23 protein-coding genes are annotated in these 26,115 nt (G+C 73.3%); 14 read left to right on the top strand and 9 right to left on the bottom strand.

Features of this window, described 5'->3' with window-relative positions:
* Positions 1-21: 21 nt before the first annotated feature.
* Positions 22-555: a TetR/AcrR family transcriptional regulator gene (locus B9W62_RS01385; protein WP_087804340.1), complete on the top strand. Its 534-nt coding sequence runs from the start codon at positions 22-24 to the stop codon at positions 553-555.
* Between the two features lie 40 nt (positions 556-595).
* Here the strand turns inward: B9W62_RS01385 and B9W62_RS01390 are convergent, their stop codons facing one another.
* The gene (locus B9W62_RS01390; RefSeq protein WP_087804342.1) at positions 596-1,540 is read right to left on the bottom strand and encodes an aldo/keto reductase; all 945 of its coding nucleotides are present in this window, start codon (positions 1,538-1,540) and stop codon (positions 596-598) included.
* 84 nt (positions 1,541-1,624) lie between these two features.
* Here B9W62_RS01390 and B9W62_RS01395 point away from each other — a divergent pair, with 84 nt between their 5' ends.
* Positions 1,625-2,248, top strand: a complete 624-nt coding sequence (locus B9W62_RS01395) for a TetR/AcrR family transcriptional regulator (RefSeq protein ID WP_087804344.1) — start codon at positions 1,625-1,627, stop codon at positions 2,246-2,248.
* Between the two features lie 22 nt (positions 2,249-2,270).
* On the opposite strand, the gene B9W62_RS01400 is transcribed toward B9W62_RS01395, so the two are convergent.
* Entirely contained in the window at positions 2,271-3,599 is a 1,329-nt protein-coding gene (locus tag B9W62_RS01400) for an SGNH/GDSL hydrolase family protein (RefSeq protein ID WP_087804346.1), read from the bottom strand.
* 364 nt (positions 3,600-3,963) lie between these two features.
* Here B9W62_RS01400 and B9W62_RS01405 point away from each other — a divergent pair, with 364 nt between their 5' ends.
* The 5 genes from B9W62_RS01405 (at position 3,964) to B9W62_RS01425 (ending at position 12,741) form a co-directional block, all read left to right on the top strand.
* Complete coding sequence (locus tag B9W62_RS01405) at positions 3,964-7,683, top strand: S8 family serine peptidase (protein WP_087804348.1); 3,720 nt, start codon at positions 3,964-3,966, stop codon at positions 7,681-7,683.
* Positions 7,684-7,798: 115 nt separating this feature from the next.
* Positions 7,799-8,803, top strand: coding sequence for a helix-turn-helix domain-containing protein (locus B9W62_RS01410; protein ID WP_087804350.1), 1,005 nt, complete (start codon positions 7,799-7,801; stop codon positions 8,801-8,803).
* A gap of 182 nt (positions 8,804-8,985) precedes the next feature.
* Positions 8,986-10,641, top strand: a complete 1,656-nt coding sequence (malX, locus tag B9W62_RS01415) for a maltose/glucose-specific PTS transporter subunit IIBC (protein WP_087804352.1) — start codon at positions 8,986-8,988, stop codon at positions 10,639-10,641.
* Entirely contained in the window at positions 10,638-11,855 is a 1,218-nt protein-coding gene (locus B9W62_RS01420) for a MalY/PatB family protein (protein WP_087804354.1), read from the top strand. Before malX ends, B9W62_RS01420 begins: the two co-directional genes overlap by 4 nt.
* 94 nt (positions 11,856-11,949) lie before the next feature.
* Positions 11,950-12,741, top strand: coding sequence for an alpha/beta fold hydrolase (locus tag B9W62_RS01425; protein WP_087804356.1), 792 nt, complete (start codon positions 11,950-11,952; stop codon positions 12,739-12,741).
* A 7-nt stretch (positions 12,742-12,748) separates the two neighbouring features.
* On the opposite strand, the gene B9W62_RS01430 is transcribed toward B9W62_RS01425, so the two are convergent.
* The 4 genes from B9W62_RS01430 to B9W62_RS01445 all read right to left on the bottom strand — a co-directional run bounded on the left by B9W62_RS01430 (position 12,749) and on the right by B9W62_RS01445 (position 16,190).
* Positions 12,749-13,774 (bottom strand): DUF2891 domain-containing protein, encoded by a 1,026-nt coding sequence (locus B9W62_RS01430; protein WP_087804358.1) that lies wholly within the window; start codon positions 13,772-13,774, stop codon positions 12,749-12,751.
* Positions 13,774-14,424 (bottom strand): pyroglutamyl-peptidase I, encoded by a 651-nt coding sequence (gene pcp, locus B9W62_RS01435; protein WP_087804360.1) that lies wholly within the window; start codon positions 14,422-14,424, stop codon positions 13,774-13,776. Before pcp ends, B9W62_RS01430 begins: the two co-directional genes overlap by 1 nt.
* Before the next feature lie 75 nt (positions 14,425-14,499).
* Positions 14,500-15,474, bottom strand: a complete 975-nt coding sequence (locus B9W62_RS01440) for a DUF979 domain-containing protein (RefSeq protein WP_087804362.1) — start codon at positions 15,472-15,474, stop codon at positions 14,500-14,502.
* Complete coding sequence (locus B9W62_RS01445; RefSeq protein ID WP_087804364.1) at positions 15,471-16,190, bottom strand: DUF969 domain-containing protein; 720 nt, start codon at positions 16,188-16,190, stop codon at positions 15,471-15,473. Before B9W62_RS01445 ends, B9W62_RS01440 begins: the two co-directional genes overlap by 4 nt.
* A gap of 216 nt (positions 16,191-16,406) precedes the next feature.
* Here B9W62_RS01445 and B9W62_RS01450 point away from each other — a divergent pair, with 216 nt between their 5' ends.
* From B9W62_RS01450 to B9W62_RS01460, 3 genes are read left to right on the top strand one after another with little or no spacing between them, the layout of a single operon-like run.
* Entirely contained in the window at positions 16,407-17,159 is a 753-nt protein-coding gene (locus tag B9W62_RS01450) for a LamB/YcsF family protein (RefSeq protein ID WP_087804366.1), read from the top strand.
* Entirely contained in the window at positions 17,156-17,917 is a 762-nt protein-coding gene (locus tag B9W62_RS01455; protein WP_256976161.1) for a 5-oxoprolinase subunit B family protein, read from the top strand. The genes B9W62_RS01450 and B9W62_RS01455 overlap by 4 nt, the downstream gene beginning before the upstream one ends.
* Positions 17,914-18,771 (top strand): 5-oxoprolinase subunit C family protein, encoded by an 858-nt coding sequence (locus tag B9W62_RS01460; protein WP_087804368.1) that lies wholly within the window; start codon positions 17,914-17,916, stop codon positions 18,769-18,771. The genes B9W62_RS01455 and B9W62_RS01460 overlap by 4 nt, the downstream gene beginning before the upstream one ends.
* Here B9W62_RS01460 and B9W62_RS01465 read toward each other — a convergent pair.
* The 3 genes from B9W62_RS01465 to B9W62_RS01480 form a co-directional block, all read right to left on the bottom strand.
* Positions 18,758-19,177 (bottom strand): ribosomal maturation YjgA family protein, encoded by a 420-nt coding sequence (locus B9W62_RS01465; RefSeq protein WP_087804370.1) that lies wholly within the window; start codon positions 19,175-19,177, stop codon positions 18,758-18,760. The two genes, B9W62_RS01460 and B9W62_RS01465, sit on opposite strands and share 14 nt — an antisense overlap.
* Before the next feature lie 88 nt (positions 19,178-19,265).
* Positions 19,266-20,618, bottom strand: coding sequence for a hypothetical protein (locus tag B9W62_RS01470; RefSeq protein ID WP_087804372.1), 1,353 nt, complete (start codon positions 20,616-20,618; stop codon positions 19,266-19,268).
* Between the two features lie 649 nt (positions 20,619-21,267).
* Positions 21,268-21,831 (bottom strand): TetR/AcrR family transcriptional regulator, encoded by a 564-nt coding sequence (locus tag B9W62_RS01480; RefSeq protein WP_087804374.1) that lies wholly within the window; start codon positions 21,829-21,831, stop codon positions 21,268-21,270.
* A gap of 101 nt (positions 21,832-21,932) precedes the next feature.
* Here B9W62_RS01480 and B9W62_RS01485 point away from each other — a divergent pair, with 101 nt between their 5' ends.
* The 4 genes from B9W62_RS01485 (at position 21,933) to rhaS (ending at position 26,094) form a co-directional block, all read left to right on the top strand.
* Positions 21,933-22,841 (top strand): NmrA family NAD(P)-binding protein, encoded by a 909-nt coding sequence (locus B9W62_RS01485; protein ID WP_087804376.1) that lies wholly within the window; start codon positions 21,933-21,935, stop codon positions 22,839-22,841.
* 84 nt (positions 22,842-22,925) lie between these two features.
* Positions 22,926-23,372, top strand: a complete 447-nt coding sequence (locus B9W62_RS01490) for a MarR family winged helix-turn-helix transcriptional regulator (RefSeq protein ID WP_087804378.1) — start codon at positions 22,926-22,928, stop codon at positions 23,370-23,372.
* A gap of 67 nt (positions 23,373-23,439) precedes the next feature.
* A complete protein-coding gene (locus B9W62_RS01495; RefSeq protein ID WP_373433732.1) occupies positions 23,440-24,846 on the top strand; it encodes an MFS transporter in 1,407 nt (468 codons plus the stop codon).
* A 168-nt stretch (positions 24,847-25,014) separates the two neighbouring features.
* The gene (gene rhaS / locus B9W62_RS01500; protein WP_087804382.1) at positions 25,015-26,094 is read left to right on the top strand and encodes a rhamnose ABC transporter substrate-binding protein; all 1,080 of its coding nucleotides are present in this window, start codon (positions 25,015-25,017) and stop codon (positions 26,092-26,094) included.
* The last annotated feature ends 21 nt before the right edge of the window (positions 26,095-26,115 follow it).

Genomic DNA, 26,115 nt, shown 5'->3' on the forward strand with positions numbered 1-26,115 from the left:
GCGGGACTGGATCGCGCGGCCGTGGTCGGCGCCGGTGCGGCCCTCGCCGACGAAGTGGGCCTCTCCGGACTGACGATGGGGCTGCTGGCCGACCGGGTCGGCGTACGCACCCCGTCCCTGTACAAGCACGTGGCGGGGCAGGACGACCTGATCCGGCGGATCGCGACGCTGGCCCTCGACGAGGCCGCCGACGCCGTGGGCGGCGCGGTGCAGGGCCGGGCGGGCAGCGACGCCCTGGCGGCCGCGGCGCGCGCCTTCCGTGCCTTCGTCGTGGAGCACCCCGGGCGGTACGCCGCGACGATCGGCCAGGAGCCGTCCGGCCCGGACGATCCCCTGGCCGCGGCGGGAGAGCGGCTGCTCGGCGCGTTCACCGCCGTCCTGCGCGGCTACGAGATCGAGGACCGCGACGTGGACCACGCCCTGCGCCTGCTGCGCAGCCTCTGCCACGGCTTCGCCACCTTGGAGGCGGCACACGCCTTCCAGTGGAGCACGGACGTCGACGCGAGTTTCGACTGGCTCGTGGCCTTCGCCGACCGGGGCCTGCGCGCCATGTGAGGTCGCGCCTGCCGCCTCCCCGGACGGGCCGGCCGCCCCCTCAGCCGAGCCGCACGTGGTCCGCGGAGCGGCTGGGCACGGCGTCCAGCGCGGCGACGTCCGCTCCGCCCAGGGCGAGGCCTCCGACGGCGATGTTCGCCTCCAGGTGGCCGGGGTCCGCAGTGCCGGGGATGAGCAGCACGTTCGCGGCGTGGTGCAGCAGCCAGGCGAGCCCCACCTGGGCCGACGTGGCACCGAGCGCCCGCGCCGCGGACCGGACGGCGGGCTCGTCGGCCACCTTGGGCATCCCGGGGAAGGCGCCGCCGAGCGGGAAGTAGGGCACCCAGGCGATGCCTTCGGCGGCACACAGCCGGAGGAGGTCCTCGTCCGCGCGGCTGACCAGGCTGTAGGAGTTCTGTACGCAGGCGACGCCCACCGGCAGTGCGCGGCGCAGCCCGTCAGGGGTGACGGCGCTGAGCCCGATGGCGCCGATCTTGCCCTCGTCCCGCAGCGCCGTGAGCACGGCGAGCTGGTCGTCGATGCCGACCCGCTGATCACCCTCGGCGCGGAGTCCGGGACCGGTGTCGGCGCGGCGCAGGTTGACGACCGCGAGGCGGTCGGTGCCCAGGCTCCGGAGATTGTCCTCGACGTCGGCCCGCAGCTCCTCGGGCCGCTGGGCGAGCCGCAGGGGAAGCGGACCGCCGGGGTCGGGGGTCGCGCCGACCTTGGTCACGACCACGGCGTCGTCCGCCGTACCCAGCGCCTCGCGCAGGACCTCGTTGACGAAGCCGTCGCCGTAGAACTGGGCGGTGTCGAAGTGGTCGACGCCCAGCTCCACCGCGCGGCGTACGAGTGCGACGGCGGCGCCGCGGTCGGTGTGCAGCCGCTCGAGCTGCATCGCGCCGTACCCGATCCGGGAGACGGTGCGGCCCGCGAGCGTTCCCGCGCCGCCGGGGCGGGGCGTGCCCTCGGCCGTGACGGAAGAAGAGGTGCCGTGTGACGTCATGGGAAGTCCGCCCTCATGAGAAGATGGCAAAAACGGAGGAGCCTCCGTCAAGCCGACTGTAGCACTACCGGAGGACCCTCCGCTTTGTCTCCTGACCAGGAACCCACGCCCGCGGCCGACCGCCCCCGGCCCCCGGCGAGCGCGGGCCGCCCGCTGCGCGCCCACGCGCGGCGCAACCGCGAGAACCTCGTCGCCGCCGCGCGCGCCGCCTTCACCGCCGCGGACGACACCGTCCCGCTCGAGGGCATCGCCCGCGACGCGGGGGTCGGCATCGGCACGCTCTACCGCCACTTCCCCACCCGCGAGGCCCTGGTCGAGGCCGTCTACGCCGCCGAACTGGACGACGTCACCGACAGCGCCCCGGCCCTGCTGGAGGAACTGCCGCCCGAACGGGCCCTGCGCGCCTGGATGGAGCGCTACGCCGCGTTCGTCGCGACGAAACGCGCCATGCTCAACACCCTCCACAGCGGCTGGGCCTCGGGACGCCTCGCGACTCCGGCCACCCGGGAGCGCATCACGGCCGCGATCGGCGCCCTCCTCGCACAAGGAGTGCGGGCGGGCTCCCTGCGCGCGGACGTCGAACCCGACGACGTCACCGCGATGCTCCTCGGTGTGTTCCTCTCGACGGCGGCCGACGACGAGCCGGAGCGGACGGGCCGTCTGCTCGATCTCGTCGTCGACGCCCTGCGGCCGCCGGGCAGTTCATGACGCGGACCGGTGGCTCACCGGGTCACCGGCGGGCCGAGGACGCCAGCATCGGGAGCGAGACGATGTCGGCGAGGGCCCGCTGGCCCGCGATGTTCGCGTGGACGCCGTCGCCGGTGTCGTAGGGCGGGTGGATGCTGTTGGGCCGCACGGGGTCCTCGAGCACCCGGTCGAAGGGGAGGATCCCGTCGCAGGTGCCGGCGCAGCTGTTCCACTTCGAGACGAAGGTGCCGACGGCGTGCCGGTCGCGGTTGTGCTGGTCGGTGTAGCCGGGGCGCGGGGTGATGGGCGTGACGTACACCTTGATGCCCGCGTCCCGCAGTCGCCGGAACACCTCGCGGTAACTCGCCTCGATCTGCGCGGCGTCGCAGCCGGCCGGCAGGTCGTTGGTCCCGTAGTAGTAGAGGACGCCCGTGACGCCGTGCAGGGCCAGCACGTCGCGCTCCAGCCGCGCGGCGGCGTCCAGGCCGCGCACGGACTCCCCGATGCCCGGGCAGGTCGCGGCGCTGGTGGTGCCGCCGATGCCCGCGTTGGCGAGGGCGAACTGCCGGGTGGCGGGCAGCTCCGAGGTGATCCGCCGCGCGAGGTCGTCGGTCCACCTCAGGTTGGCGCCCGGGCGCTCGCAGCCCGGTCCGCAGTTCGTCGACCCGGTTCCGTCGACGACCGAACTGCCGTAGGCGACGAGACTTCCGCGCAGGCGCGGGTTGCGCACGTCGACCGCGCTGACCAGGAGGGTGGAGCCGGTCGTCTCGGTGAACGCCGTGCCGGCCGGGTCGGCGGTGTGGTCCCCCGAGCCGGGCGGGGTCAGGTAGTTGGTGCGGAAGGCGCTGTCGTGGCGTCCCGGCGCCACCGTGCCGGAGACCGAGAGCGACACCGCGATGTCGTCCTGGGCGGCCGTACGGAGCCCGGTCGGGTCGCTCCACACCTCGCCGCCGGGCGGGATCACGACCTCGCGTCCGCCGTCGAACGTGACGGGGAGCGGGCGCCCTTGGGTCGCGGCGTCCTTGCCATCGCTGTGGGCCACCGTCGCCGCGTCGACGGTGAGGGGCGCCGCGCCGAAGGTGTTCTGGACGCGTATGCGGACCGCGTCACCTCCCTGGCTGAGGTGGGTGATCATCCGCATCGACTGGTCGCGCAGCGGGTCGGGCGCGAGGCCCTGCTGCGAGGAGGCCCACGACGTGAACCAGGCGTTGCGCCCGGGGCGGCGGTCCGGACCGTCGCCGTCGGGAGCGGCGGCGGTGCTCGTGGACGCGGCCAGGACGGAGGACGCCAGGGTGAGGGCCAGCGCGGCCGCGACGCCTCGGGCCAGGGGCGCGCGGGCGGGTTCGCGTACTCGGGCGAGGAAACGGCGCATCGGTGCCTGCCTTCCGACGTGACGTGAGGTGACCTGAGGTGAGGTGACGTGACGTGAGGGACCTGACGGAACGTGACGGGCCGTGAGCTGACGCACCGGTCCCGCTGGATCCTCCCCGGCCGGCCCCCGGCTCACGCCACAGGCGGCTCCTCGGTGCCTCGCGACGTCCCGCACATCGTCGGCCACGCCAACCCCGCACCCCCGCAACCGGGTCGCACCCGCCGTACACCCGCGCGACGGGCCGCTGTCGCCCTTGCGACATGTCCCACCTGTGCCACTCGAATCGCATGACACCCCGTGTGCGGTGCATTCATTCTGACCAACGCACGAACTGGCATCGAACGCATGGGAAGGCAGCGCACTGATGAGACGGATCCGCCTGTTGGCTGCGATATCGGCCGGTCTGGCGCTGGCCGCCGGCGCCGTGGCCCCCGTACCCGCGCTGGCGGGCACACCGCGTCAGGACACCGCCGCGACCCCGTCGGACGGCGGCGCGGCGACGGTCGAGCTGATCACCGGTGACCGGGTGACCGTCACCCGCGCCGGGGACGGCCGGCAGGCGGCGTCCGTGACGCCGGGGCCCGGGAGAAGGGGCATCCTCTTCCGGACCATCGAGCAGGACGGCCATGTGACGGTCCTTCCGTCCGACGCCGACGCCCTGGTGGCCGCCGGACGCCTGGACCGGGACCTGTTCGACGTGACGGCGCTCCTCGCGCACCGGTACGACACCGCGCACACGGACGCGCTGCCGCTCATCGTGGAGCGGACCGAGGGCGTGGCGGCCGCCTCCGTGAACTCCCTGACCGAGCTGGCGCGGGACGCGTCGGTCCGCGAACTCGAGAGCATCGACGCGCGTGCCGTGCGGATCGGCGACGCGGACCTCGGACGGTTCTGGAAGCGGCTCGTCCCGGCCGGCGGGCAGCGCGCGAAGGCCGCCGCCACCACTCCGCGGGTCTGGCTGGACGGCCGGGTGGCCGCCTCCCTGGACCGCAGTACGGCCCAGATCGGTGCCCCGGAGGTGTGGTCGGCAGGCTACCGGGGCGACGGCGTCAAGGTCGCCGTGCTGGACACCGGCGCCGACCAGAGCCATCCCGATCTCACCGGCCGGGTCACTGCGGCCAAGGACTTCTCCGGCAGCTCCGGCACCGGGGACGTCTTCGGGCACGGCACGCACGTCGCCTCCATCGTCGGCGGCAGCGGTGCCGCGTCCGGCGGGAGCCGCCAGGGTGTCGCGCCCGCCGCGCAGTTGCTCATCGGCAAGGTTCTCGGCGACGACGGCTTCGGCAGCGAGTCGCAGGTGATCGCGGGCATGGAGTGGGCGGCCGATCAGGGCGCCGACGTCGTCAACATGAGCCTCGGCTCCTCGGGCGCCACCGACGGCACCGACCCCATGAGCCAGGCGCTCAACGACCTCAGCCGGAGCACCGGCACCCTGTTCGTCGTCGCGGCCGGCAACGAGGGCGAGCAGGGCCCCCGCACCGTCGGCTCGCCCGGTGCCGCGGACGCCGCCCTCACTGTCGGGGCCGTGGACCGGGACGACTCGCTCGCCCCGTTCTCCAGCCGCGGTCCGCGACTCGGCGACGACGCGGTGAAGCCGGACGTCACGGCTCCCGGTGTCGGCATCGTGGCGGCACGCGCCGCCGGGTCGGCCATGGGCGACCCGGTCGACGCGCACTACACCGCCGCCTCGGGCACCTCCATGGCGACCCCGCACGTGGCGGGCGCCGCCGCGCTGCTCGCCCAGCGCCACCCCGACTGGTCCGGCGCGCAGGTGAAGGACGCGCTGATCAGCACCGCGGTCACGGTGGACGGTCAGAAGGTCACCGAACAGGGCGGCGGGCGCGTCGACGTGCGCGCCGCGGGGCTGGGCGCGGTGACCGCCACCGGCACGCTCGTCATGGGACCGTTCACGTCGCAGGACACCGCGCCCGTGACCTCGAAGGTCGGGTACACCAACTCCTCGGACCGGGACGTCACGCTCTCGCTCGCGGTCGAGCTGGCCACGGAAGGGGGCAAGGCGCCCGCCGAGGGATCGGTGCGACTCGGCTCCGACTCCGTGCGCGTGCCCGCCGGCGCCTCGGCCGAGGTGCCGCTGACCGTGGATCCCGCCCGTGCCGGGCAGGGCAAGTTCTACGGCTACGTCACCGCGACGACCGCCGACGGTTCGGTGGTCGCGCACACCACGGTGAGTCTCGTGGTGCACGGGCCCACGCACCGGCTCACGGTGAAGACGATCGACACGGACGGCAAGCAGGTCCAGGACCTGCCCACCATCTGGGGCACGGAGGGCTTCGTCGGCTACACCGACCCCGCCGCCGCGGTCGCCGAGGTCGAGGAAGGCGTCTACCAGCTCAACACCAGCTGGATCACGTCCGCCGAGGACGGCGAGGAGCTGCGCCACGTGGTGCTGCCGGAGGTGAAGGTCACCAAGGACATGACCGTCACCCTGGACGCCCGCAAGACGGTTCCGGTGGAGATCCGCACACCGCGGCCCGCGGAGCAGCGCGGGATCCTCAGCTACCAGACCTACCGTGAGATCGGGGGCCGCAGCCTGACCCAGGGCACCATGTACTTCGACATCGCCAAGCGGCTGTACATCAGTCCGACGGCCAAGGTCACCGAGGGCACCTTCGAGTTCGCCTCCCGCTGGCAGCTCGTCGCCCCGCTCGTCGAGGCGAAGGTGTCCCGCTCGCGGTTCGACCTGGGCGCCTACTACATGCCCGCGTCGCCGCTCTTCCCCGATCGCGGCGCGACGCTGACCGCGGTGGACGCGGGCGACGCGGCAAACGCCGACTTCAGCCGGGCCCGCGGCAAGGTCGCGGTGGTGGACAACCCGACGGGAGCCGGTGAGCGGGCTCTGGTCGAACGGGCGGACGCGTCCGGGGTCCGCGCGGTGATCCTCGTCCACTTCAACGACACCGGCTGGACCCGCTGGCGGCCGACGGGTGACCGCAACGCCCTGCCCACCCTGCGGATCGGCAAGGGCACGGGCGCCGAGCTGCTCGCGCGCATCGCCCGCGGCTCGACCTCGGTGCGGTTCACCGGCACCGCGCGCAGCCCGTATCTGTACGACGTGATGCAGGTGTCCGCGCAGCAGGTGCCCCAGAAGGTCGTGCACACGGTGTCCGCGCGCAACAGCGCGGTCGTCCCCACCAGGTACGCCGACAACGGTGTCACGGGGTGGGCGAGCGAACAGCGCTTCGGCTGGCGGCCGTACCAGGACACGGCCTGGTTGCAGTACACCCGGTTCGCGCCGCTCGGTTTCGAGCGGACCGAGTACGTGAGCGCGGGCGACACCGCCTGGCAGCACCGGGTGCACCACACCACGACCTTCGACGTGGACCAGCCGCTGATCGCCGGGATGCGGGACGACCCGCGCACCTACCGGGCCGGCGGGCAGCCCCGGGAGACCTGGCAGGGTGCGGTGGTCCGGCCGTCCATCCCGGCCGGCACCGCGACCCCGACCGTGCGGGACGGCAACGTACTGCGGCTGAGGGTCCCGGAGTTCACGGACTCGCAGGCCGGGCACTGGTCGCCCGCCTCCGGCGGTGACACCGCGAGCGCGGTGCTGTACCGGGACGGCGAGCGGGTCGACGGGGTCGACAGCGCCTGGCAGAACGTGGCCGTGCCGGCCGAACGGGCACGCTACCGGCTGGACATGGAGACCGCGCGCGACTCCGAGGCCTGGACGCGGGGCGTGGCCACCCGTACGTCCTGGTCCTTCGCGTCGGGCCGCACGGACTCCGCCACCCCGCTGTCGCTGCTCCAACTGGACTACGACGTACCGGTCGACGTGCGCAATTCCGTGCGCGGCACCCGGTCGCACCGCGTCGACGTGCGCGTCCGCGCCCAGGACGGGCTGCCCGTCCCGCGTGGCGTGAGCGTCCGGGTCGAGGCGTCCTACGACGACGGGCGCACCTGGTCGACGGCGCGCACCCACGCGCACGGACACCAGTCCTTCCGGGCCTCGCTCACCCCGCCCGCCCACCGGGAGTCGTGGGTCACGCTCCGTGTCACGGCACACGACTCGGCGGGGAACTCGGTACGGCAGACGGTGCAACGCGCCTACGCGGTACGCCGGTAGCGGTCCCGTCGGCACGGGGTGTACGGCCGAGCACGCCGTACACCCCCGCCGCGCCCTCCCCACCTGTGCAGTACGGTATTCAACCGTCACGGCCCAGGATCCGGGGAGGGCGTTCGTGGTGCTGGAGATCGCGGGGCTGTCGCCCGACGAGGAGTCGGTGTACGCACTGCTCGTCACCTTCGGCCGGGCCGGCGCCGCCGACCTGGCGGAGCGTGCCGGCATGCCGGTCGAGCGGATGCACCGCGTCCTGGAGTCGCTCACCGCGAAGGGACTCGCCAGCCCCACCGACGGTGTCCCCCGCCTCTACCAGGCCGCGCCGCCCGATGTCGCCCTGCTGCCCCGGCTCAAGCGCAGTGCCGAGGCGCTGGACCTCGCCCAGCACGAGGCGGCCCGGCTGATCGAGTCCTACCGGGACACCATGCGCAGGCGGGACGCGGGGCAGCTCCTTGAGGTCATCACCGGCGCCGAGGCGCTGCGCCAGCACCTGCGGCAGATCCAGACCAGCGTGCGCGAGGAGATGCTCTGGTTCTGCAAGGCGCAGTACGTGGCCATGCCCTCGGGCAGCAACACCGAGGAGTTCGAGGCACTGGCCCGCGGCGTGCGCTACCGGGTGCTGTACGAGAAGGCGTTCTTCGACGACGAGGGCGCGGTCGACAACGTCGTGGCAGGCGTGCGGGCCGGTGAGGTCGCCCGTGCGGTGCCCCAGTTGCCGCTGCGGCTGGCGATCGCGGACCGCGCGGTGGCCGTCTTCCCGCTCGTCGCCGGCGGGCCGCACGGCAGTCCGGAGGAACCGACGACGGCGCTGGTCAGGGACAGCAATCTGCTGGCGGCCCTGGTGGCGCTGTTCGAGCGCTACTGGGAGGACGCCGTGCCGCTGGACGTCGACGACACCGGCGAACTGTCCGGGACCGACGGGCCCGCGGCACCCGACGCGCTGGCCCCCACCGACCGCAGGCTGCTCTCCCTGCTGGTGGCGGGGGTCGCCGACAAGGCGATCGCCTCCCAGATGCAGCTGAGCCGCCGGACGGTCCAGCGCCGCATCCAGGGCATGATGGAGCGCGCCAACGCGGCGACCCGGATGCAGCTCGCCTGGCAGGCGGCGCGGCGGGGATGGCTGTGAGCGGCGGGCCGGCGGGTGTGTGCCGCCACGAGCGGCGCGGGACTCCGTGGACAGTCACCGACCCGCTGTGATGTGATCCCTGCGGCGGCATGTCCCAGCCGCCCGTACCGCCCGCCGGCCCGCCCCGCGTCGTCACGACGGGCGGACGGGTCCGTCCCCCCAGGCCCGAAAGTTCCGTACACATGCAGAAGACCAAGGCCGCCCTCTGGGAATTCCTCCAGGGGCTCGGCAAGACGTTCATGCTCCCGGTGGCCCTGCTCGCGTTCTGCGGCATCATGCTGGGCGTCGGCTCCTCGCTGTCCAGCGAGGCGGTCACTGACAACGTTGCCTTCCTGAAGGCCGAGGGCTTCCACCTCGTCTTCACCTGGATGGCCAACACCGGTCTGGTCGCCTTCACGTTCCTGCCCGTCCTCTTCGCGATGGCCATCCCGCTCGGTCTGGCCCGGGAGGACAAGGGCGTGGCCGCGTTCTCCGGCTTCGTCGGCTATGTCGCCATGAACCTCGCGGTGAACTTCTACCTCACCGCCAAGGGCGTCGACTTCGAGGACGAGAAGGCCGTCGAGCACTACGGCATCGCCGACGTGCTGGGCGTGCAGTCCATCGACACGGGACTGCTCGGCGCCGTGGCCGTTGGCATCGTTGTCAGCCTGCTCCACCGGCGCTTCCGCACCCAGCGGATGCCCGACGCGCTCGCCTTCTTCGGCGGGCTGCGCTTCGTGCCGATCGTCTCGGCCCTGGTCCTGAGCGTGCTCGGCCTGCTCATTCCGCTGGTATGGCCGACCTTCAACGGCTGGATCAACGCGGTGGGCCGGGGCATCGGGCACACGGGCGTCTTCGGCCCGTTCTTCTTCGGCATGGGCGAGGTACTGCTGCGCCCGATCGGCCTGCACCACATCCTGGTCGCCATGTTCCGCTTCACGGACATCGGCGGCTCGGGAACCGTGTGCGGCGACCACGTCTCCGGAGCACTGAACCTGTTCTACGCCCAGCTGGACTGCTCGGCGGCGCCCAATTCGGCCGTCACCGACGCCACGCACTTCCTCTCCCAGGGCAAGATGGCGGCCTACCTGGGCGGTCTGCCGGGCGCCGCGCTCGCGATGTACCACTGCGCCAGGCGCCGGATGCGTCCGGAGATCAAGGCGCTGCTCGTGTCCGGCGTGGTGGCGTGCGTGGTCGGCGGCATCACGGAGCCGCTGGAGTTCCTGTTCCTCTTCGTCGCCCCGTGGCTGTACGTCATCCACGCGGTCCTGGTGGGACTGGGCTTCCTCACGGCGGCCGTGCTCGGCGTCTTCATCGGCAACACCGACGGCAACGTCATCGACTGGCTGGTCTTCGGTGTGCTCCAGGGCTCGACGACCAAGTGGTATCTGGTGCCGGTGATCGCGGCGGTGTGGTTCGCCGCGTACTACTTCCTGTTCCGCTGGGCCATCACGCGCTTCGACCTCAAGACGCCCGGCCGGGAGGACCCGCCGGCCGACGACGAGCACGACGCGGCGCACGGCGAGGCGCACGACGAGGCGCGTGACGGGGAGCCCGACGCGGTCGACGGCGGGCAGGCTCCGGAGCGGGTGCGGGAGCTGGTCGCGGGGAAGTACGACGCCGCCGCCATGCTCGACGCGATCGGCGGCGCGGACAACATCCAGTCCCTGGACAACTGCATCACGCGTCTGCGCATGACGGTGGCGGACGCCGAACGGGTCGACGAGGCGCGGCTGAAGAAACTGGGAGCCGTGGGCGTCATCAAGCTCGACGGGCACAACGTGCAGGTCGTCATCGGCCCGCAGGTCCAGTCCGTGAAGGACGCCATCGCGACGATGATCCCGGTGGGCCGGGCATGACCCCGCACCCGGCCCCGGCCGCCCCGACACCCGGGCCCGCGCCCGCGCCCGCGCCGTACGACTTCGACACACCGGTGGACCGGCGGGGCACCTGGTGCACGCAATGGGACTACGTCCAGGACCGTTTCGGCGTGCCGGACCTGCTGCCGTTCACGATCTCCGACATGGACTTCGAGACCGCCCCCGAGGTGCTGGCGGCGCTGCGCCGGCGTCTGGACCACGGGGTACTCGGCTACTCGCGCTGGCGGCAGGACGACTTCCTGTCCGCGATCGTCCACTGGTACGCGTCGCGGCACGACACGGACGTGGACCCGGAGTCGGTCGTCTACGCGCCGTCCGTCGTCTACCAGGTCTCCCGGCTGCTGCACCTGTGGTCGCGGCCGGGCGACGGGGTGGTCGCCCACACCCCGATGTACGACGCGTTCCCCAAGACCGTGGCAGCCAACGGCCGACGGCTCCTGGAGTGCCCCCTGGACGACTGGGCGGAACTGGAGCGGCTGTTGGCGCTGCCCGACACGGCCGTACTGCTGCTGTGCTCGCCGCACAACCCGACGGGCAGGGTGTGGTCGGCCGGTGAACTGGACCGGATGGCCCGGCTGTGCGCCCGGCACGGTGTCGCGGTCGTCAGCGACGAGATCCACTCCGACCTGGCGTACGCCCCGCACGTCCACCGCCCGTGGGCGCGGCACGGCGGCAACGGCCGCTGGGCCGTGGTCACGTCGGCGTCCAAGTCCTTCAACATCCCGGCGCTCACGGGCAGTTACGGCATCATCGGCGACCCCGACTCGCGCGACGCCTACCTGCGGCACCTCAAGGACGCGGACGGGCTCTCCTCCCCCGCGGTGCTGTCACTGGTCGGTCACATCGCCGCCTACCGCGAGGGGGCGCCCTGGCTGGACGCGCTGCGCGAGTACCTTGCGGGCAACCTCACGATGGTCGCCGACCGTCTCGGCGAGGCGTTCCCGCGGCTCGGCTGGCAACCCCCGCAGGCGGGTTACCTGGCCTGGATCGACCTGCGCCCGCTGGGCATCGACGACCAAGAGCTGCAACGGGAGTTGGTGGAGACCGAGAAGGTGGCCGTCATGCCGGGAGCCGCCTACGGTTCCCCGGGGCGGGTCCGGCTCAACGTCGGCTGTCCCCGCTCCAAGGCGCGGGCGGGCGTCGAGGCGCTGGTGCGGGCGCTGCGACGGCTCGACGGCACGCAGGGGTCATGAGTCCCCCGGGCTGACGCCCCTCCCCCGTGTTGCGGGCGGGCCGGCCCCGGCGGAGACTGGCCGTGAGCGACCGCGGCCGGAGAGGGCCTGGACGATGGGCGAGTACGCCGACCTTCGCGGGGTCAGGACCTGGTACGAGACCGAGGGGACCGGCGAGCCGCTGGTCCTGCTGCACGGCGGTCTGTGCACCAACGACACCTGGGGTGCGCAGCGCCCCGATCTCGCCGCCGCGTACCGCGTCTTCCTGCCCGAGCGGCGCGCGCACGGCCACACCGCGGACGTGCCGGGTCCGCTCACCTACCGGGACATGGCCGAGGACACGGCGGCGTTCGTCGAGACCGTCGTGGGCGGCCCCGCACACCTGGTCGGCTGGAGCGACGGCGGGGTCGTCGCGCTGCTCGTCGCCCTCGCCCGGCCCGACCTGGTCCGCGGGGTCGTGGTGATCGGAGCCAACTTCCGCCCGGGGACCGAGTGCTTCGCCGAGCCCGGCATGCTCGACGCGATGACGCCCGAGGGACCGGACCTGGCGTTCTTCCGCGAGCTGTACGAGGCCGTCTCGCCGGACGGCGCGGACCACTGGCCGGTGGTGGCGGCGAAGGTGCTCGACATGTGGCGCACTCAGCCGACGCTCACCACGCAGGAGCTGGCCCGCATCCAGGCGCCCACCCTCGTGATGACCGGCGACGACGACCTGATGACGCTGGAGCACACGGCCGACCTGTACCGCGCCGTTCCCGGTGCCCGGCTCGCGGTCGTGCCCGGGGCCTCCCACCTGGTGCCGCTCGAGAAGCCGGCGCTGGTCAACGGACTGATCCGGGACCACCTCACCCAGGGCGAGGTCGAGACGATGCTGCCGGTCAGACGGGCATCCGCGCGCAGCGGGTGACCGGGCGTCAGCCGCGCGCCGCCACCGGGGCCAACGGGTCCAGCGCCAGGACCGCGAAGGTCGCCAGCCAGTGGTCGGTGGTGAAGTCGCCGCGCTCGACCGCCGGCAGGCCCGCCGTGAGGTGCGCCCCGGCCGCCTCGTCCAGGCGGGTGCGGACCGGCCCGTCGGGCAGGGCGTCGGCGAGGGAGCGCAGCGCGGCGGCCCTGCTGAGCGTCAGGCCGAGCAGGTGGCCGATCTGCGGGTCGGCGTGGTCGGAGACGACCGGCACCTCCAGGAGGGCACAGGGGGCACCGGTGCCGAGCCCGGGCAGGAAGCGGTCGAGCCACTGGGCCAGCCGTTCCGGCGCGAGGACCCTGCGCATCGCGTCGGCCTCGGTGAGCGCCGGGGACAGGAAGTCCTGCCCGGACGGTTCCCAGTGCGCGGGCGCGTCGTGGTCGTCGGCGAACCAGCTCAGCAGGCGTTCCCGCACGGCCCGGCCGGTCCCGTCCGACAGCTCCCCCGAGTCGAGTGCGAGGCCCAGCGCGAAGGCGCTGTTGGGGTGGTTGCCGTGGCGCACCGGATAGGTGGCCTTGGGCAGCCAGTCGGCCAGCAGCCGGTCGACGGCGTCCACCGCCGGCCGCAGTGCCCCGGCCCAGCGCTCGCCCTCCGGACCACCGTGCGCCCGGCACTCGGCGGCGAGCGCGAGCAGCCACGCCCAGCCGTAGGGGCGCTCGAAGGACGGGCGGTCGCGCAGGTAGGCCGCCTCGGTGGCGAGGTGGTCGGGGGTGAGGTGCCGGTCGAGCACGGCGACGGCCGCCGCGGTGTCCGGCAGGGCGGGGGTGCCGCCGTGGCGGCGCAACAGGCGGACGAGCAGCCAGTGCATGTGCACCGAGGAGTGCCAGTCGTAGGCGCCGTAGAAGGCGGGGTGCAGGGAGCGGGGTGCGAGGTGCTCGTCGGCGGACGTGATCAGGTGGGCGGGGAAGTTGGGGTACTCGCGGGTGATGTTCGCCAGGGCGAGCTGGGCGAAGGGGGCCGCGTGGGCGCTGAGCGGCATCAGTGGGTGGCTCCTTCGGTGACCTTGAGGTCCTGCTCGGCGGGGGTGCGGGCGGCGGTGGCCAGCAGGGCGCGCAGGCCGTGGGCGACGGTGGCGGGCGGGAGGGCGGGCGCGGTGCCGTCGGGCACCTGCTCCGGCGCCCAGGGCACGTGCGCGAACCCGCCGCGCAGGTGGGGGAACTCGGTGGCGATGAGGTGGCCGAGCCCGTAGGCCACGTGGTTGCAGACGAAGGTGCCGGCCGTGTTGGAGACGGCGGCCGGGACCCCGGCCTCGCGCATCGCGGCGACGCAGGCCTTGACGGGGAGGGTGGAGAAGTAGGCGGCGGGGCCGTCCGGGACCACCGGCTCGTCGATGGGCTGTCCGCCGGCGTTGTCGGGGATGCGGGCGTCGTCGACGTTGATGCCGACCCGCTCCACGGTGACGCCGGGGCGTCCGCCCGCCTGCCCCAGGCAGAGCACCAGGTCGGGGGTCTCGGCCCGGATGGCGTCGCGCAGGGCGTCGAGGGCCTTGCCGAAGACGCAGGGCAGTTCGGCCGCGGTGACCGTGAGCCCGGCGGGCGGCTCGGCGGCCACCAGGGCGGCCGCCTGCCAGGACGGGTTCACGCGCTCTCCGCCGAAGGGGGCGAAGCCGGTGATGAGGACACGGGTCATGGGCGTTCCTTGCCGTGCGGGTCGGGGCGGGGATCGGGGGGCGGGGGTCAGGGGGCGGGGATCGGGCCGCGTGCGTCAGAAGGCGAAGAGCGCCATGATCACGGTGCAGCAGCCGAGCAGGGCGATGCCCGTCGGCAGCTGTGCCTTGATCGGCCCGTACTGGTCCTTCAGTTCGAGCAGGGTGGCCGGGACGATGTTGAAGTTCGCGGCCATCGGCGTGCACAGGGTGCCGGCGAAGCCGGCCAGCATGCCGATCGCGAGGACGGCGGGCTCGTTGCCGTGCATCTGCTGGATGAGCACGGGCCAGCCGATCGCGGCGGTCATCACCGGGAAGGCCGCGAAGGCGTTGCCCATGATGACGGTGAACAGGAACATGCCGACGCAGTAGGCGAGCACGGCCAGGTACTTGGAGTCGTCGGGGAGGACCTTGTTCATGATGTCGCCCACCTGGTCGCCGACCCCGGCGGCGGCGAAGATCGAGCCGAGCACGGCCAGCAGCTGGGGCAGCAGCAGGGCGGAGCCCATCGCCTCCAGCATGGAGCGGCCGGAGTGGATCGGGACGGAGACCTTCTTCTCGCCGGTGACGAGCATGCCGACGACGAGCGCGGCGATGCAGCCGAGGCCGAGCCCGAGGAGGGTGGCCTTGCCCGACTCGAACAGCCCGGACTCGTCGAGGACGGAGGCGCAGACGATGGCGACCAGCGGGATGGTCAGCGCGGGAACGAAGATCTTGTTGCCGAGCCGGGCGGCCGCGGCCTCGCGCTGTTCGCCGGTGGTGGTGACCGGGACGCCCTTGCCGAGGAAGTTGAAGCCGGCCAGCACGATCAGGGCGAGGACGGCGACGCCGAGCGGTTCGGCGGGCAGGGTCCAGCCGCCGTTGTCCGCGGTCGCGTTGGCGACACCGGTGCCGTAGGGGAAGGTGAGTCCGAGCAGACCCCAGAACGCGGCGGACGTCCACCGCTTGGGGTTGCTGCGGTCAGTGGCCATCTGCACGGCCATCACGACGAAGACGAGGCCTATCAGCCAGTACAGCCATTCGACCTTGATCACTTGTCGGCCCCCTCGGGAAGCGGCAGGTCGTGCTCGGCGGCGGCCTGCGCCATCTCGCGTTCGAGCTGCTTGTCCATGAGCAGCAGCCGGGCACCGTGGATGAGGAAGGCGCAGACGGCGAGCGGGATCGCCCACAGGGCGAGCTGGGTCGGCTCGATGTCCTGGTGGTACGTGGAGTTCACGAAGCCGGTGATCAGCAGGATGGAGCCGATCGCGATGAAGCAGTCCTCACCGAAGAAGACACCGACGGTGTCGGCCGAGGCCGAGTAGGAGCGCACCTTCTCGCGCCACTTGTCGGTCAGCTTGGTCCCGGTGGAGCGTTCGGCGGCGGCCTCCGCCATGGGTGCCACCAGGGGGCGCACGGTCTGTGCCGGGCCGCCGATGCTGTTCAGGCCGAAGGCCGCGGTGACCTGCCGGACCAGCAGGTAGACGGTGAGGAACCGGCCGGCGCTGAGCTTGCCCAGCCGGCCGATGAGATTGCGGGCCTGCTCGCGCAGGCCGTAGCGCTCGAGCAGCCCGATCACCGGGAGCACGATGGCGTAGACGGTGACCGAGCGGCTGTCGGCGAAGGACCGGCCGAAGGCCGCGAGGACCTCCAGCGGGTCCATCTTGCCGAGCAGTCCGGTGACGATACCGGCGACGCCCACCACGAGGACGGGGTTGCGGCGCGTGACGAATCCGAGGATCACCACGACCACACCGAGGAGAACGATCATTCGGTGGCCTTCTTCAGGCATGAGGGGGCAGGGCACGGATCCGGAGCTTCGGAACGTGACTCATCGGTCCCGGGGACCATAGCTCCAGATGTGTGGCAGATGCACGGACACTAGCGATCGTTGAACGATCTAACAAGGGGTGAATTCTCTCGTCCCCGGAAGCGGGCATACGGACATCTCTTGTCGGATCGTTCAACGATCGTCTACTTTCAAGGGGTGATCGACCTCAACGCAGATCTCGGTGAAGGCTTCGGCCGCTGGACCCTCACCGACGACGACGCCCTGCTCTCCGTCGTCACCAGCGCCAACGTCGCCTGCGGCTTCCACGCGGGCGACCCCTCGGTGATGCGCCGCGTCTGCGACCTCGCCGCCGAGCGCGGGGTGCGGATCGGGGCGCAGGTGTCCTACCGCGACCTGGCGGGCTTCGGGCGGCGTGCCATGGACGTGCCCGCCGACGAGCTGGCGGCCGAGGTGGCGTACCAGATCGGCGCTCTCCGGGTGTTCGCCGAGGCCGCCGGGGCCCGGGTCGCCTACGTGAAGCCGCACGGCGCGCTCTACAACCGCACCGTCCACGACGCCGAGCAGGCCCGTGCCGTCGTGGCCGGGGTACGGCTGGCGGGCGGTGCGCTGCCCGTGCTCGGCCTCCCCGGATCGCTGCTGCTGACCGCCGCCGCGGACGCGGGGCTCACCGGCGTCCCGGAGGCCTTCGCGGACCGTGCCTACACCGCGCGGGGCACCCTGGTCCCCCGCCGCGAGGCGGGCTCGGTGGTGACGGACGAGGACGCGGTGGTACGCCGTGCGGTGGTGTTCGCCGTGGAGGGCTCCGTCGAGGCCGTGGACGGCACGACGGTCGCGGTGGCCGCCCGCTCGCTGTGCGTGCACGGCGACACCCCGAACGCCGCCCGGATCGCGGCCCGGGTGCGCGAGGCGCTGGAGACGTCCGGGGTCGGGATCGGGGCGTTCGCATGACGGACGACGACGGCTGCACGGCACACACCGGGGCCCTCACGGCGCGCCCCGCCGGTGTACACGCCCTGCTCGTCGAGTTGCCGGACGCCGAGCGCACCGCCGCCTTCCACGCCGAGGTGCTGCGCCGTCGCGCGGCCGGGGCCCTGCCGCCGGTCGAGGAGATCGTGCCGGGGGCGCGGACCGTGCTGCTGGACGGGGTGCCGGACCCGGAGGCGCTGGCCCGCCGGATCGCCGGCTGGGAGGTGCCGCCGGTCGCGGACGACACCGGGGACGTGGTGGAGATCCCGGTGCGCTACGACGGCCCGGATCTGGCCGACGTGGCGGCCCTGTGGGGGGTCGGGCCCGAGGAGGTCGGCGCCCTGCACGGGTCGCACACCTACCGGGTCGCGTTCTGCGGGTTCGCGCCCGGGTTCGGCTACCTCACCGGACTCCCCCCTCACCTGCACGTCCCGCGCCGGTCCACGCCCAGGACCCGGGTCCCGGCCGGCGCGGTGGCCCTCGCCGGTCCCTACAGCGCCGTCTACCCCCGCGCCACCCCGGGCGGCTGGCAGCTGATCGGCACCATGCCCGACCCGCGGCCGCTGTGGAACCCGGCGCGGGAACGGGCGGCGCTCCTCGCTCCGGGGACGCGGGTGCGGTTTGTCACAGTGGGCGGCGCGACGGCGGCGGGGGCGACGACCGGCGGCGTGGCGGCCGGTGCGGACACGACGACCGGCGGCACCGCGGCCGCCGGGGCCGGGCCGGGGGCCGGGGCATGACGACCAGGCTCACGACCGTGCGCTCCGGGGCGCTCACGACGGTGCAGGACGCGGGCCGGCCCGGCCACGCCCACCTGGGCGTGCCCCGCTCCGGCGCGCTGGACGCACCCGCGATGCGGCTGGCCAACCGCCTCCTCGGCAACGCTCCGGACGCCGCCGTCCTGGAGACGACCCTGACCGGCTGCGCCCTGCGGCCGGACCGGGACGTCACCGCCGTGGTCGGCGGCGCGCCCTGCCCGGTGACGGTCGACGGCAGACCGGCCGCCTGGGGCGCCCCGGTGCGGGTGCCGGCCGGCTCGGTCCTGGACGTCGGGGCGGCGACGGCGGGCGTCCGCTCGTACGTGGCCGTCGCGGGCGGCATCGCCGTCGAACGCGTACTGGGCAGCCGCTCGACGGACCTGCTGTCGGGCCTGGGCCCGGCGCCCCTGCGCGACGGGGAGGTCGTCGCGGTGGGCGTCCCCGCCGGACCGGTGCCGCCGCCGGTCGCCGCACCCTGGCCCGGACCGCCGGCCGAACTGGTCCTGCCGGTACGGCCCGGCCCTCGCGCCGACTGGTTCACCGCGGCCGCGCTGCGCACGTTGGCCTCGGCCACCTACCGCGTCTCCCCGCACAGCAACCGCATCGGCCTGCGCACCGAGGGACCGCCGCTGGAACGCGCGTCGGCGGGCGAACTGCCGAGCGAGGGCATGGTCCTGGGCGCCGTGCAGGTCCCGCCGGACGGACGCCCGGTGCTCTTCCTGCACGACCACCCGACGACGGGCGGCTACCCGGTCGTCGCGGTCGTGCCCGAACCCGCCCTGGCCGCGGCGGCCCAGGCCTCGGCCGGAACACCGGTGCGCTTCACGCTCGCCTGACGGCCGCCCAGCCGGCGGCCGCACCGACCGCGTACCAGAACAGGTCCGGTGCGTTGAAGGTGGACCCCAGGACCAGACGGGCCACCGTGCTCTGCCGGGCGAGGTGCGCCGGCACGTCGGTGAGCTGGAGGAACTCCACGCCCCAGCTCACCGCCAGGGCCACCGCGGCGGCCCGGGCCGGTGCCGTCCTCGGCGCGGCCGCGAGGACGAGCGCGAACAGCAGCAGGGTGTACAGCGCGTCTCCGCCGTACTTGGCCACCTCGCCGGCCGCCGCGGTCCTGAGCGCGAGTCCGGCGCCGACGATCACCAGTGCGGCCGCCGCGGCCGCGAGGCGCCGGCGCGCCGCGGTTCGCCCGGTCGCCGGACCGTCGTCCGGCCCGGCGACCCCGGTGGAGGAGGAAGTCATGCGTCCATTGTGTGGTCGGACCCGGCGCCGACGTGCCGGTCGCGCGGGCCCGCCGACGCACCTGGAGTCGGACCCGCTCCGCCCGCGGTCAGCAGGTGGGGACGCCCGGGAGCCAGGCGTCGGCCACGTCGATGAAGATGTTGGAGACGTAGCCGCCGTAGTCGGGCAGGTAGGACCAGGCGTCGTTGCTGTAGCCGTCGTAGGTCACGAGCTGGCCGTGGACCTGGCACCGCACCCGCACGGTCGTGGGCCCGGGCAGGCTCGCCACGCGCGTGGACGTGGCCGTCGCCTGCTGCCGGACGCTCACGTCGGTGCCCCAGGTCGGGAAGGACGTGGTGTCGCCGCCGGCCTCGGTCCACAGGTAGGTGACGGTCACCCAGCCGTTGTCGTCCAGGCCGACGTTGTAGAAGGTGCCGTCGGCGAGGTCGATGCCTGCCGGGTTGGCGACCTGGCGGCCGAACTCGTCGCGTCCGCCGTTGTAGCCGTCCTCGTAGGCGGCCTGCGCCTCGGGCAGGCCCTGCGGAAGGTCCTGCCACTGCTCGCGCACCGACGAGGGGTTCCAGTGGTCGTCGTGCGTGTTCCACGGGCCGACGTCCCACACCGGCGCCGTCTCGCAGCGGGCGGGCCCGCACACCTGCACCGAGTACTGGCCGCTGCCCTTCGGCGACAGGGCGCGGCGGGAGGGGAGCGCCACGAAGTGGTCGTTGACCTGGATGACATGGCCGTTCGCGGTGGTGTGCCCGACGAGGCCCTCGCGGGTGGCGTAGACGCGGGCGGAGAAGGCAGCGGCCCTGGTCGTCGGGGCCGGCTCGGCGGGGGCGGGGCCCGTGTCGGTGGCCGTCAGGGTCACCGCCCGTACGGCCGCGGTGGGTTCGCCCTCGGCGTTCCACAGGGTGAGCCGGGCCTGGACGTCGACGACGTCCCGGGGCAGCTGGGCCGGGGCTCCGGCCGCCGCCCGCCGCCACTCGGTCCAGGTGCCGTCGGCCGCGCGTCCGCGCACGTCGACCTCGACGCTCGCCTCGTCGGGCACCGTCGCGTCGACCTCCACGGCGACCCGGTCCACGGGCCGGTCCACGTGGTGCGGGTCCAGGACGGCGGAGGCGTAGCCGCGGTCCCGGCCCAGGGAGGCGGGGCTGACGGAGCCGTCCCGCACCCGCAGGGCGCCCGCGTCGTACCGGACGTTGACATCGTCGGAGCCGGTCCGGGACAGGTCCGCGCTCCAGGACACCGAAGCGGATGGGACGGCGTCGGCGGCCAGAGCGGGCGGGACGGCGGCGTCGGCCGGAGCGGGCGGGACGCCGACGCCGGCGGCCGGTGCGGGCGCGGCGCCGAGGGCCGTACCGGCGAGGGCCAGCAGGCACACCGCGCCGGTCAGGGCGCGGGGGGTGCGCGGTCTGCGGCGCGGGGCGGGGCCGCGGTGCCGGGGGAAAGGGGTCAGCATGTGGGCACTCCTGGGAGCCAGGCGTCGTTGCTGTAGCCGTCGTACTCGACGAGGCCGCCGTGAACCCGGAAGGCCACGCGGACGGAGGCCGGTCCGGGCGGGCTCGCCACCCGAGCGGAGTCGGCCGTCGGCTGCTGACGGGTACAAACAGCTGCGCTCCGGGTGGGGAACGCAGCGCCAGTGGTCCTGCCGTCGCCACCCGGGAGGGGACGGGTTCCGGAACCGGCTGATGGTGCCCGCGTACGAGCCCGTGGGCAGCGTCCACGACCTAGGGGGTGTCGTTTGGATCTTGCCGGGGTCGCGGGGTCTGGCACGCACATCTGCGGCGTTGTCGTCGGTTGCCAACGCTCCGCGTTGTCGCCCTCCTCCGCCTTGCAGCTGCACGCACCAGACCCCGCTCGGGTCGGCCACAAGGCACCGTCGGCCGCGGCCGGCCTGATCCAAACGACACCCCCTAGGTGGAGTACGCCCGGGTCGCGCCGGCCGGGGCGCCCCCGCGTCCGCGTCGGTCCCCGCGTAGAGGCGGCGTTCGGGCCGCATCGTACGCGGGGCGAGGTCGACCTGTCCGCCGCCCTGGACGCGGATGCGCACACCGTCGCCCATGGACGCGGCCGGCGTCGGCGTACGGCGGCCACGGCCGTCGCCGTACTCACCTCACCGGGCTGATGCCCCGCACGGTGAGTTCCAGCAGGCGTCGCCCTTCGGCGGCGGGGTCGGCGTGGCGCTCCGTGGCCAGCGCGATGCCCGTGACCAGCGCGAGGAGGTCGGCCGCGGTGACGTCCGGGGCCACCGCCCCGCACTCGGCGGCGCGCCGCAACAGCGGTTCGACCGCCTCCTCGAGCTTCACGGAGCAGGCGCTCACCCGCTCCGGTTCGACCAGCCGGTCGTGGGCCAGCGCCTCGGCCATGCCCCGGGCGGACGCGGCGTACTCGGTGACCCCGTCGAGCCAGTCCAGGAGGGCGGCACGGGCGTCCACCGCGTCCGCCGACGCGGCCGCGCGGGCGCACAGCGACTCGACCCGCTCCTGGAACACCGCCTCCAGCAAGGCGGCCCGTCCGGGGAAGTGCCGGCGGACCGTCGCGGAGCCGACCCCCGAGACACGGGCGATCCGCTCCAGGGAGGCGTCGGCGCCGTGCGCGGCGACCTCGCGCTCGGCGACGGCCAGGATCCGGGCGTAGTTGCGCCGTGCGTCCGCGCGCTGGTGCTGGGGCATGGCGTCCTCTCGACATTGCTAAACGGCGGGGGCCTCCGTATCGTACTCGGCAGCTAAGTGGCGGGCCTCGCCACTTATTCGCCCGCAGCCGGGAGCCCCCCATGCCCACTTCCTCCGCACCCGTCCTCGTCACCGGCGCGACCGGCCGGCAGGGCGGCGCGACGGCCCGCGCCCTGCTCGCGTCCGGCGTTCCGGTCCGGGCCCTGGTCCGCGACCCCTCGACCGAGCGGGCCGCGGCGGTCGCGGCGCTCGGCGCCGAGCTGGTGGCCGGGGACCTGGACGACCGCGACTCGGTGGTCCGCGCCGCCGCAGGGGCCCGCGCCGTCTTCTCGGTCCAGATGCCCGACTTCGACCGGCGCGGCTTCGAGGGGGAGGTCGACCAGGCCGTCCATCTGATCGAGGGCGCCCGGGAGGCCGGGGTGCCCCAGTTCGTCCACACCTCCGTCTCGGGCGCCGGACAGCACACGAGCTGGGTGAAGGACCGCTGGGCGTGGATGGAGCCCTACTACTCCGCGAAGGCCGGGATCCAGGACCGGGTGCGCGAGGCGGGGTTCGCGCACTGGACGATCGTCAAGCCGGGCTACTTCATGGAGAACCTGCTCCCGTCGGAAGCCATCGTCTTCCCGCGGGGCGTGGGGGGAGGACTGGTGAGCCTCCTCAAGCCCTCGACCCGGCTGTCCCTGGTCGCCGTGGACGACATCGGCGCGACCGCCGCGGCCGCGGTGGCGGAGCCGGAGCGGTTCGACCGGGTCGAACTGGAAATGGCGAGCGACCTGCTGACGATGGGGGAGATCGCCGAGATCCTCTCCGGACACCTGGGCACGGCCCTGACCCCGCCCGACATGACCGAGGACGAGGCGGTCGCCGCCGGGATGCCCGACATGGGGCACGGGCAGGCATCCCTCAACGAGTTCCCCCAGCCCGCTCTCCCGCGGTTCGCTCGCGACCTGGGTATCCCGCTCACCTCCTTCAGGACCTGGGCGAGGACCCACCTGCCGGCCTCCGCCTGACGGGACGAGCCCCCGGAGGCGACACCGGGAACATATATACAGCCGAAGCTGTACAGCTCACCCTGTGGACATTACCCTCGGAGCATGAGCGAGAACGAGAGCCCTTCACCCTCGGCGGTCCAGGCCTCGCGAGAGGTCCGCGCGGTCATCAGCCGGCTGCGCCGGCGCATCCTCAAGGCCTCCGAGGTCGAGGACCTCACCCTCGGCCAGTCCTCGGTGCTGGCCCGGCTGTCTGACCAGGGGAGCGTCACGGCCAGTGAACTCGCCGCGATCGAAGGGGTCAGACACCAGTCGATGACGGCGACGGTCACCGCACTCGCCTCCATGGGACTGGTCGAGCGGCGCCCCGACCCGGACGACGGACGGCGCCTGCTGATCACGCTGACCCCCGAGGGCGTCCGCCGCGTGGAGGAAGGGCGGCAGGTCCGCACGGAATGGCTCGCCGAGCGGTTGCAGGACAGGTGCACCGAGGAGGAACGGCGCACCGTGATCGCGGCCATGGCCGTACTGGAGCGACTGCACCGTGACTGACGCGAAGGCGGGCGGCTCGGGGGCCGGCACGGACCAGCCCGGCTTCGACCGCGGGCTGCTGCCGCCGATGCTGCTCGGTTCGGTGCTCAACCCGATCAACTCGACGATCATCGCGGTGGCCCTCGTCCCGATCGGCAGGGCGCTCGGCGCACCGGCCTCGCAGACCGCCTGGCTCGTCTCCGCGCTCTATTTGGCCACGTCGCTCGGTCAACCGGTCGTCGGCAGGCTCATCGACGTCTTCGGGCCGCGACGGCTCTTCCTCCTCAGCACCGGCCTCGTCGGCGTCGCCGGTGTCGTGGGCGCGCTGGCTCCCGGCCTCGGGGTGCTGATCGGCGCGCGGGTCCTGCTCGGGTTCGGCACCTGCGCCGGCTATCCCGCCGCGATGGCCCTGGTGCGCAGTGAGGCCCAGCGCACCGGGCGGGACAGCCCCGGCGGGGTGCTGACCGCGCTGGCGGTGGCCAATCAGACCATCGCCGTCGTCGGCCCGCTGCTGGGCGGTCTGTTGATCGCGGTGGGCGGCTGGCGCGCCACCTTCGCCCTGAACGTGCCGCTGGCCGTCGCGGCCGTGCTGCTGGGGATGCTGCGGCTGCCGAAGGCGGAGCCAGAAGCGGGGCGGGAAACAGGGAGCGAAGCGAGGCCCGGAGCGGAGCCCACGGCGCACCCCACGGGTGGGTGCACGCGGCGCGGGAGCCTGGCCGCCCGTCTCGACCTGCCCGGCATGGGGCTGTTCGCCGCGATGCTCGTCTCGCTGCTGCTGTTCCTGATGAACCTGCACCTGTGCGACTGGTACCTGCTCGCGCTCTCCGCCGCCGCGGGGGCGGCGTTCGCCGTGCGGGAACTGCGGGCCGCCACCCCCTTCATCGACCTGCGGGTGCTCGGCGGCAACACCCCGCTCCTGGCCACGTACGGGCGGGCGCTCGTCGCCTACGTCGTCGCGTACTCCTTCCTCTACGGTTTCACCCAGTGGACCGAGGAGGGCTTCGGGCTGACGCCCTTCCACGCCGGCCTGGCACAGATCCCCATGTTCCTGTTGGCAATAGGGGTGTCCGTCGTTTCGGGGCGCAGCACGAGCGTCCGGGGAAAGCTGCTGCTCGGCGCGCTCGGTCAGATCGCCGCGTGCCTGCTGATCCTCACGCTGGGCGGGGACAGCCCGCTGTGGATGCTGCTCCTGGTCGCACTGATCTTCGGTGTTCCCCAGGGGCTGAACAACCTGGCCCTGCAAAACTCCGTCTACTTCCAGGCCGATCCGGAACGCACCGCCTCCTCCGCCGGGCTGCTGCGCACCTTCGCCTACATCGGCTCGATGGTCGCCTCCTCCGCGACCGCGGCCTCCTTCGGGCACCACGCGGACACCGGCGGCCTGCACCGGCTGGCCTGGGTCATGCTCGGTGCCGGCGTGCTCTACCTGCTGCTCACCCTCTTCGACCGCACGCTCGGCCGAGCGGCGGGAACTGGCACGCGGGCCTCGGCCTGAGCAACTCCCGCAGGGGCAGACCCGAGGGGCCGAGGGCCCAACAACTGGTTCCCGCAAGTGCATTGACCACATCGGCCTTTGTGCCTAACGTCCCGGTCAAGCAGTATTGAATCCTTTCAGTGCCGTGCCCTGCCCCCACGCTCGAGCGGCCCCACGCGAAAGAAGCACATGCACAAAACCCCCTCACGCCGTGCCTCCGTCCTCGTCGCCGCCGTGTCCTCCCTCAGCCTCCTCACCGCCGCGTGCGGCGACGGCGACGGTGCCGCGGACGGCGACACGGCGACGAACGCCAAGAACGCCGAGGCCTCCCCCAACGCCCCCACCAAGACCGGGCTGACCGTCGGTTTCCTTCCCAAGCAGGTCAACACGCCGTACTTCTCGGTCGCCGACCGGGGCGGGGAGCGCACGGTCGAGTCGCTCGGCTCGACCTTCAAGGAGGTGGGCACGGACCAGGGCTTCGACGCCTCCGAACAGGTGTCCCACATCAACGACCTCGTCGAGCGGAAGGCCGACGCGATCGCCGTCTCGGCACTGGACCCCGACGCGCTGTGCGACGCCCTCAAGCAGGCCATGGCGAGGGGCGTCAAGGTCGTCACGTACGACTCGGACACCAAGCCGGAGTGCCGCTACGCCTTCGTCGCCCCCGCGAGCGCCGAGGACATCGCCGTACGGCAGCTGGAGCTGCTCGGCGAGCAGATCGGCTACCGGGGCGACATCGCGATCCTGTCCGCCGCGCAGACGGCGACCAATCAGAACGCCTGGATCAGCAGCATCAAGAAGGAGCTGGAGGACCCGCGGTACAAGGACGTGCGCCTGGTGGACGTCGTCTACGGCGACGACGAGGCCGAGAAGTCGTACCGGAAGGCCGAGGAGCTGCTCCAGGAGCACGGAAAGCTGAAGGGGATCATCTCCCCCACCACCAACGGGATCAAGGCAGCCGCGAAGTACCTGTCCCAGTCGCGGTACAAGGGCGAGGTGAAGCTCACCGGGCTCGGCGCCCCCAACGACATGCGACCCTACATCAAGGACGGCACGGTCGAGGCGTTCCTGCTGTGGGACCCGGCCAAGCTCGGCGAGCTGGCCGGTCACGCCGCGGTGGCCCTCGCCTCCGGGCAGATCACCGGCCGGGAGGGGCAGATGTTCCTGGCCGGGGACATGGGCTGGTTCCAGCTCAGCAGGAACGGGGTCATCACGCTCGGCGATCCGACGGTGTTCGACGCCGGCAACATCGACGACTACGACTTCTGACGCCCGCGCACGGCCCCGGAC

It is taken from the genome of Streptomyces sp. CS113, from assembly GCF_002188365.1.
Lineage (GTDB): Bacteria > Actinomycetota > Actinomycetes > Streptomycetales > Streptomycetaceae > Streptomyces > Streptomyces tendae.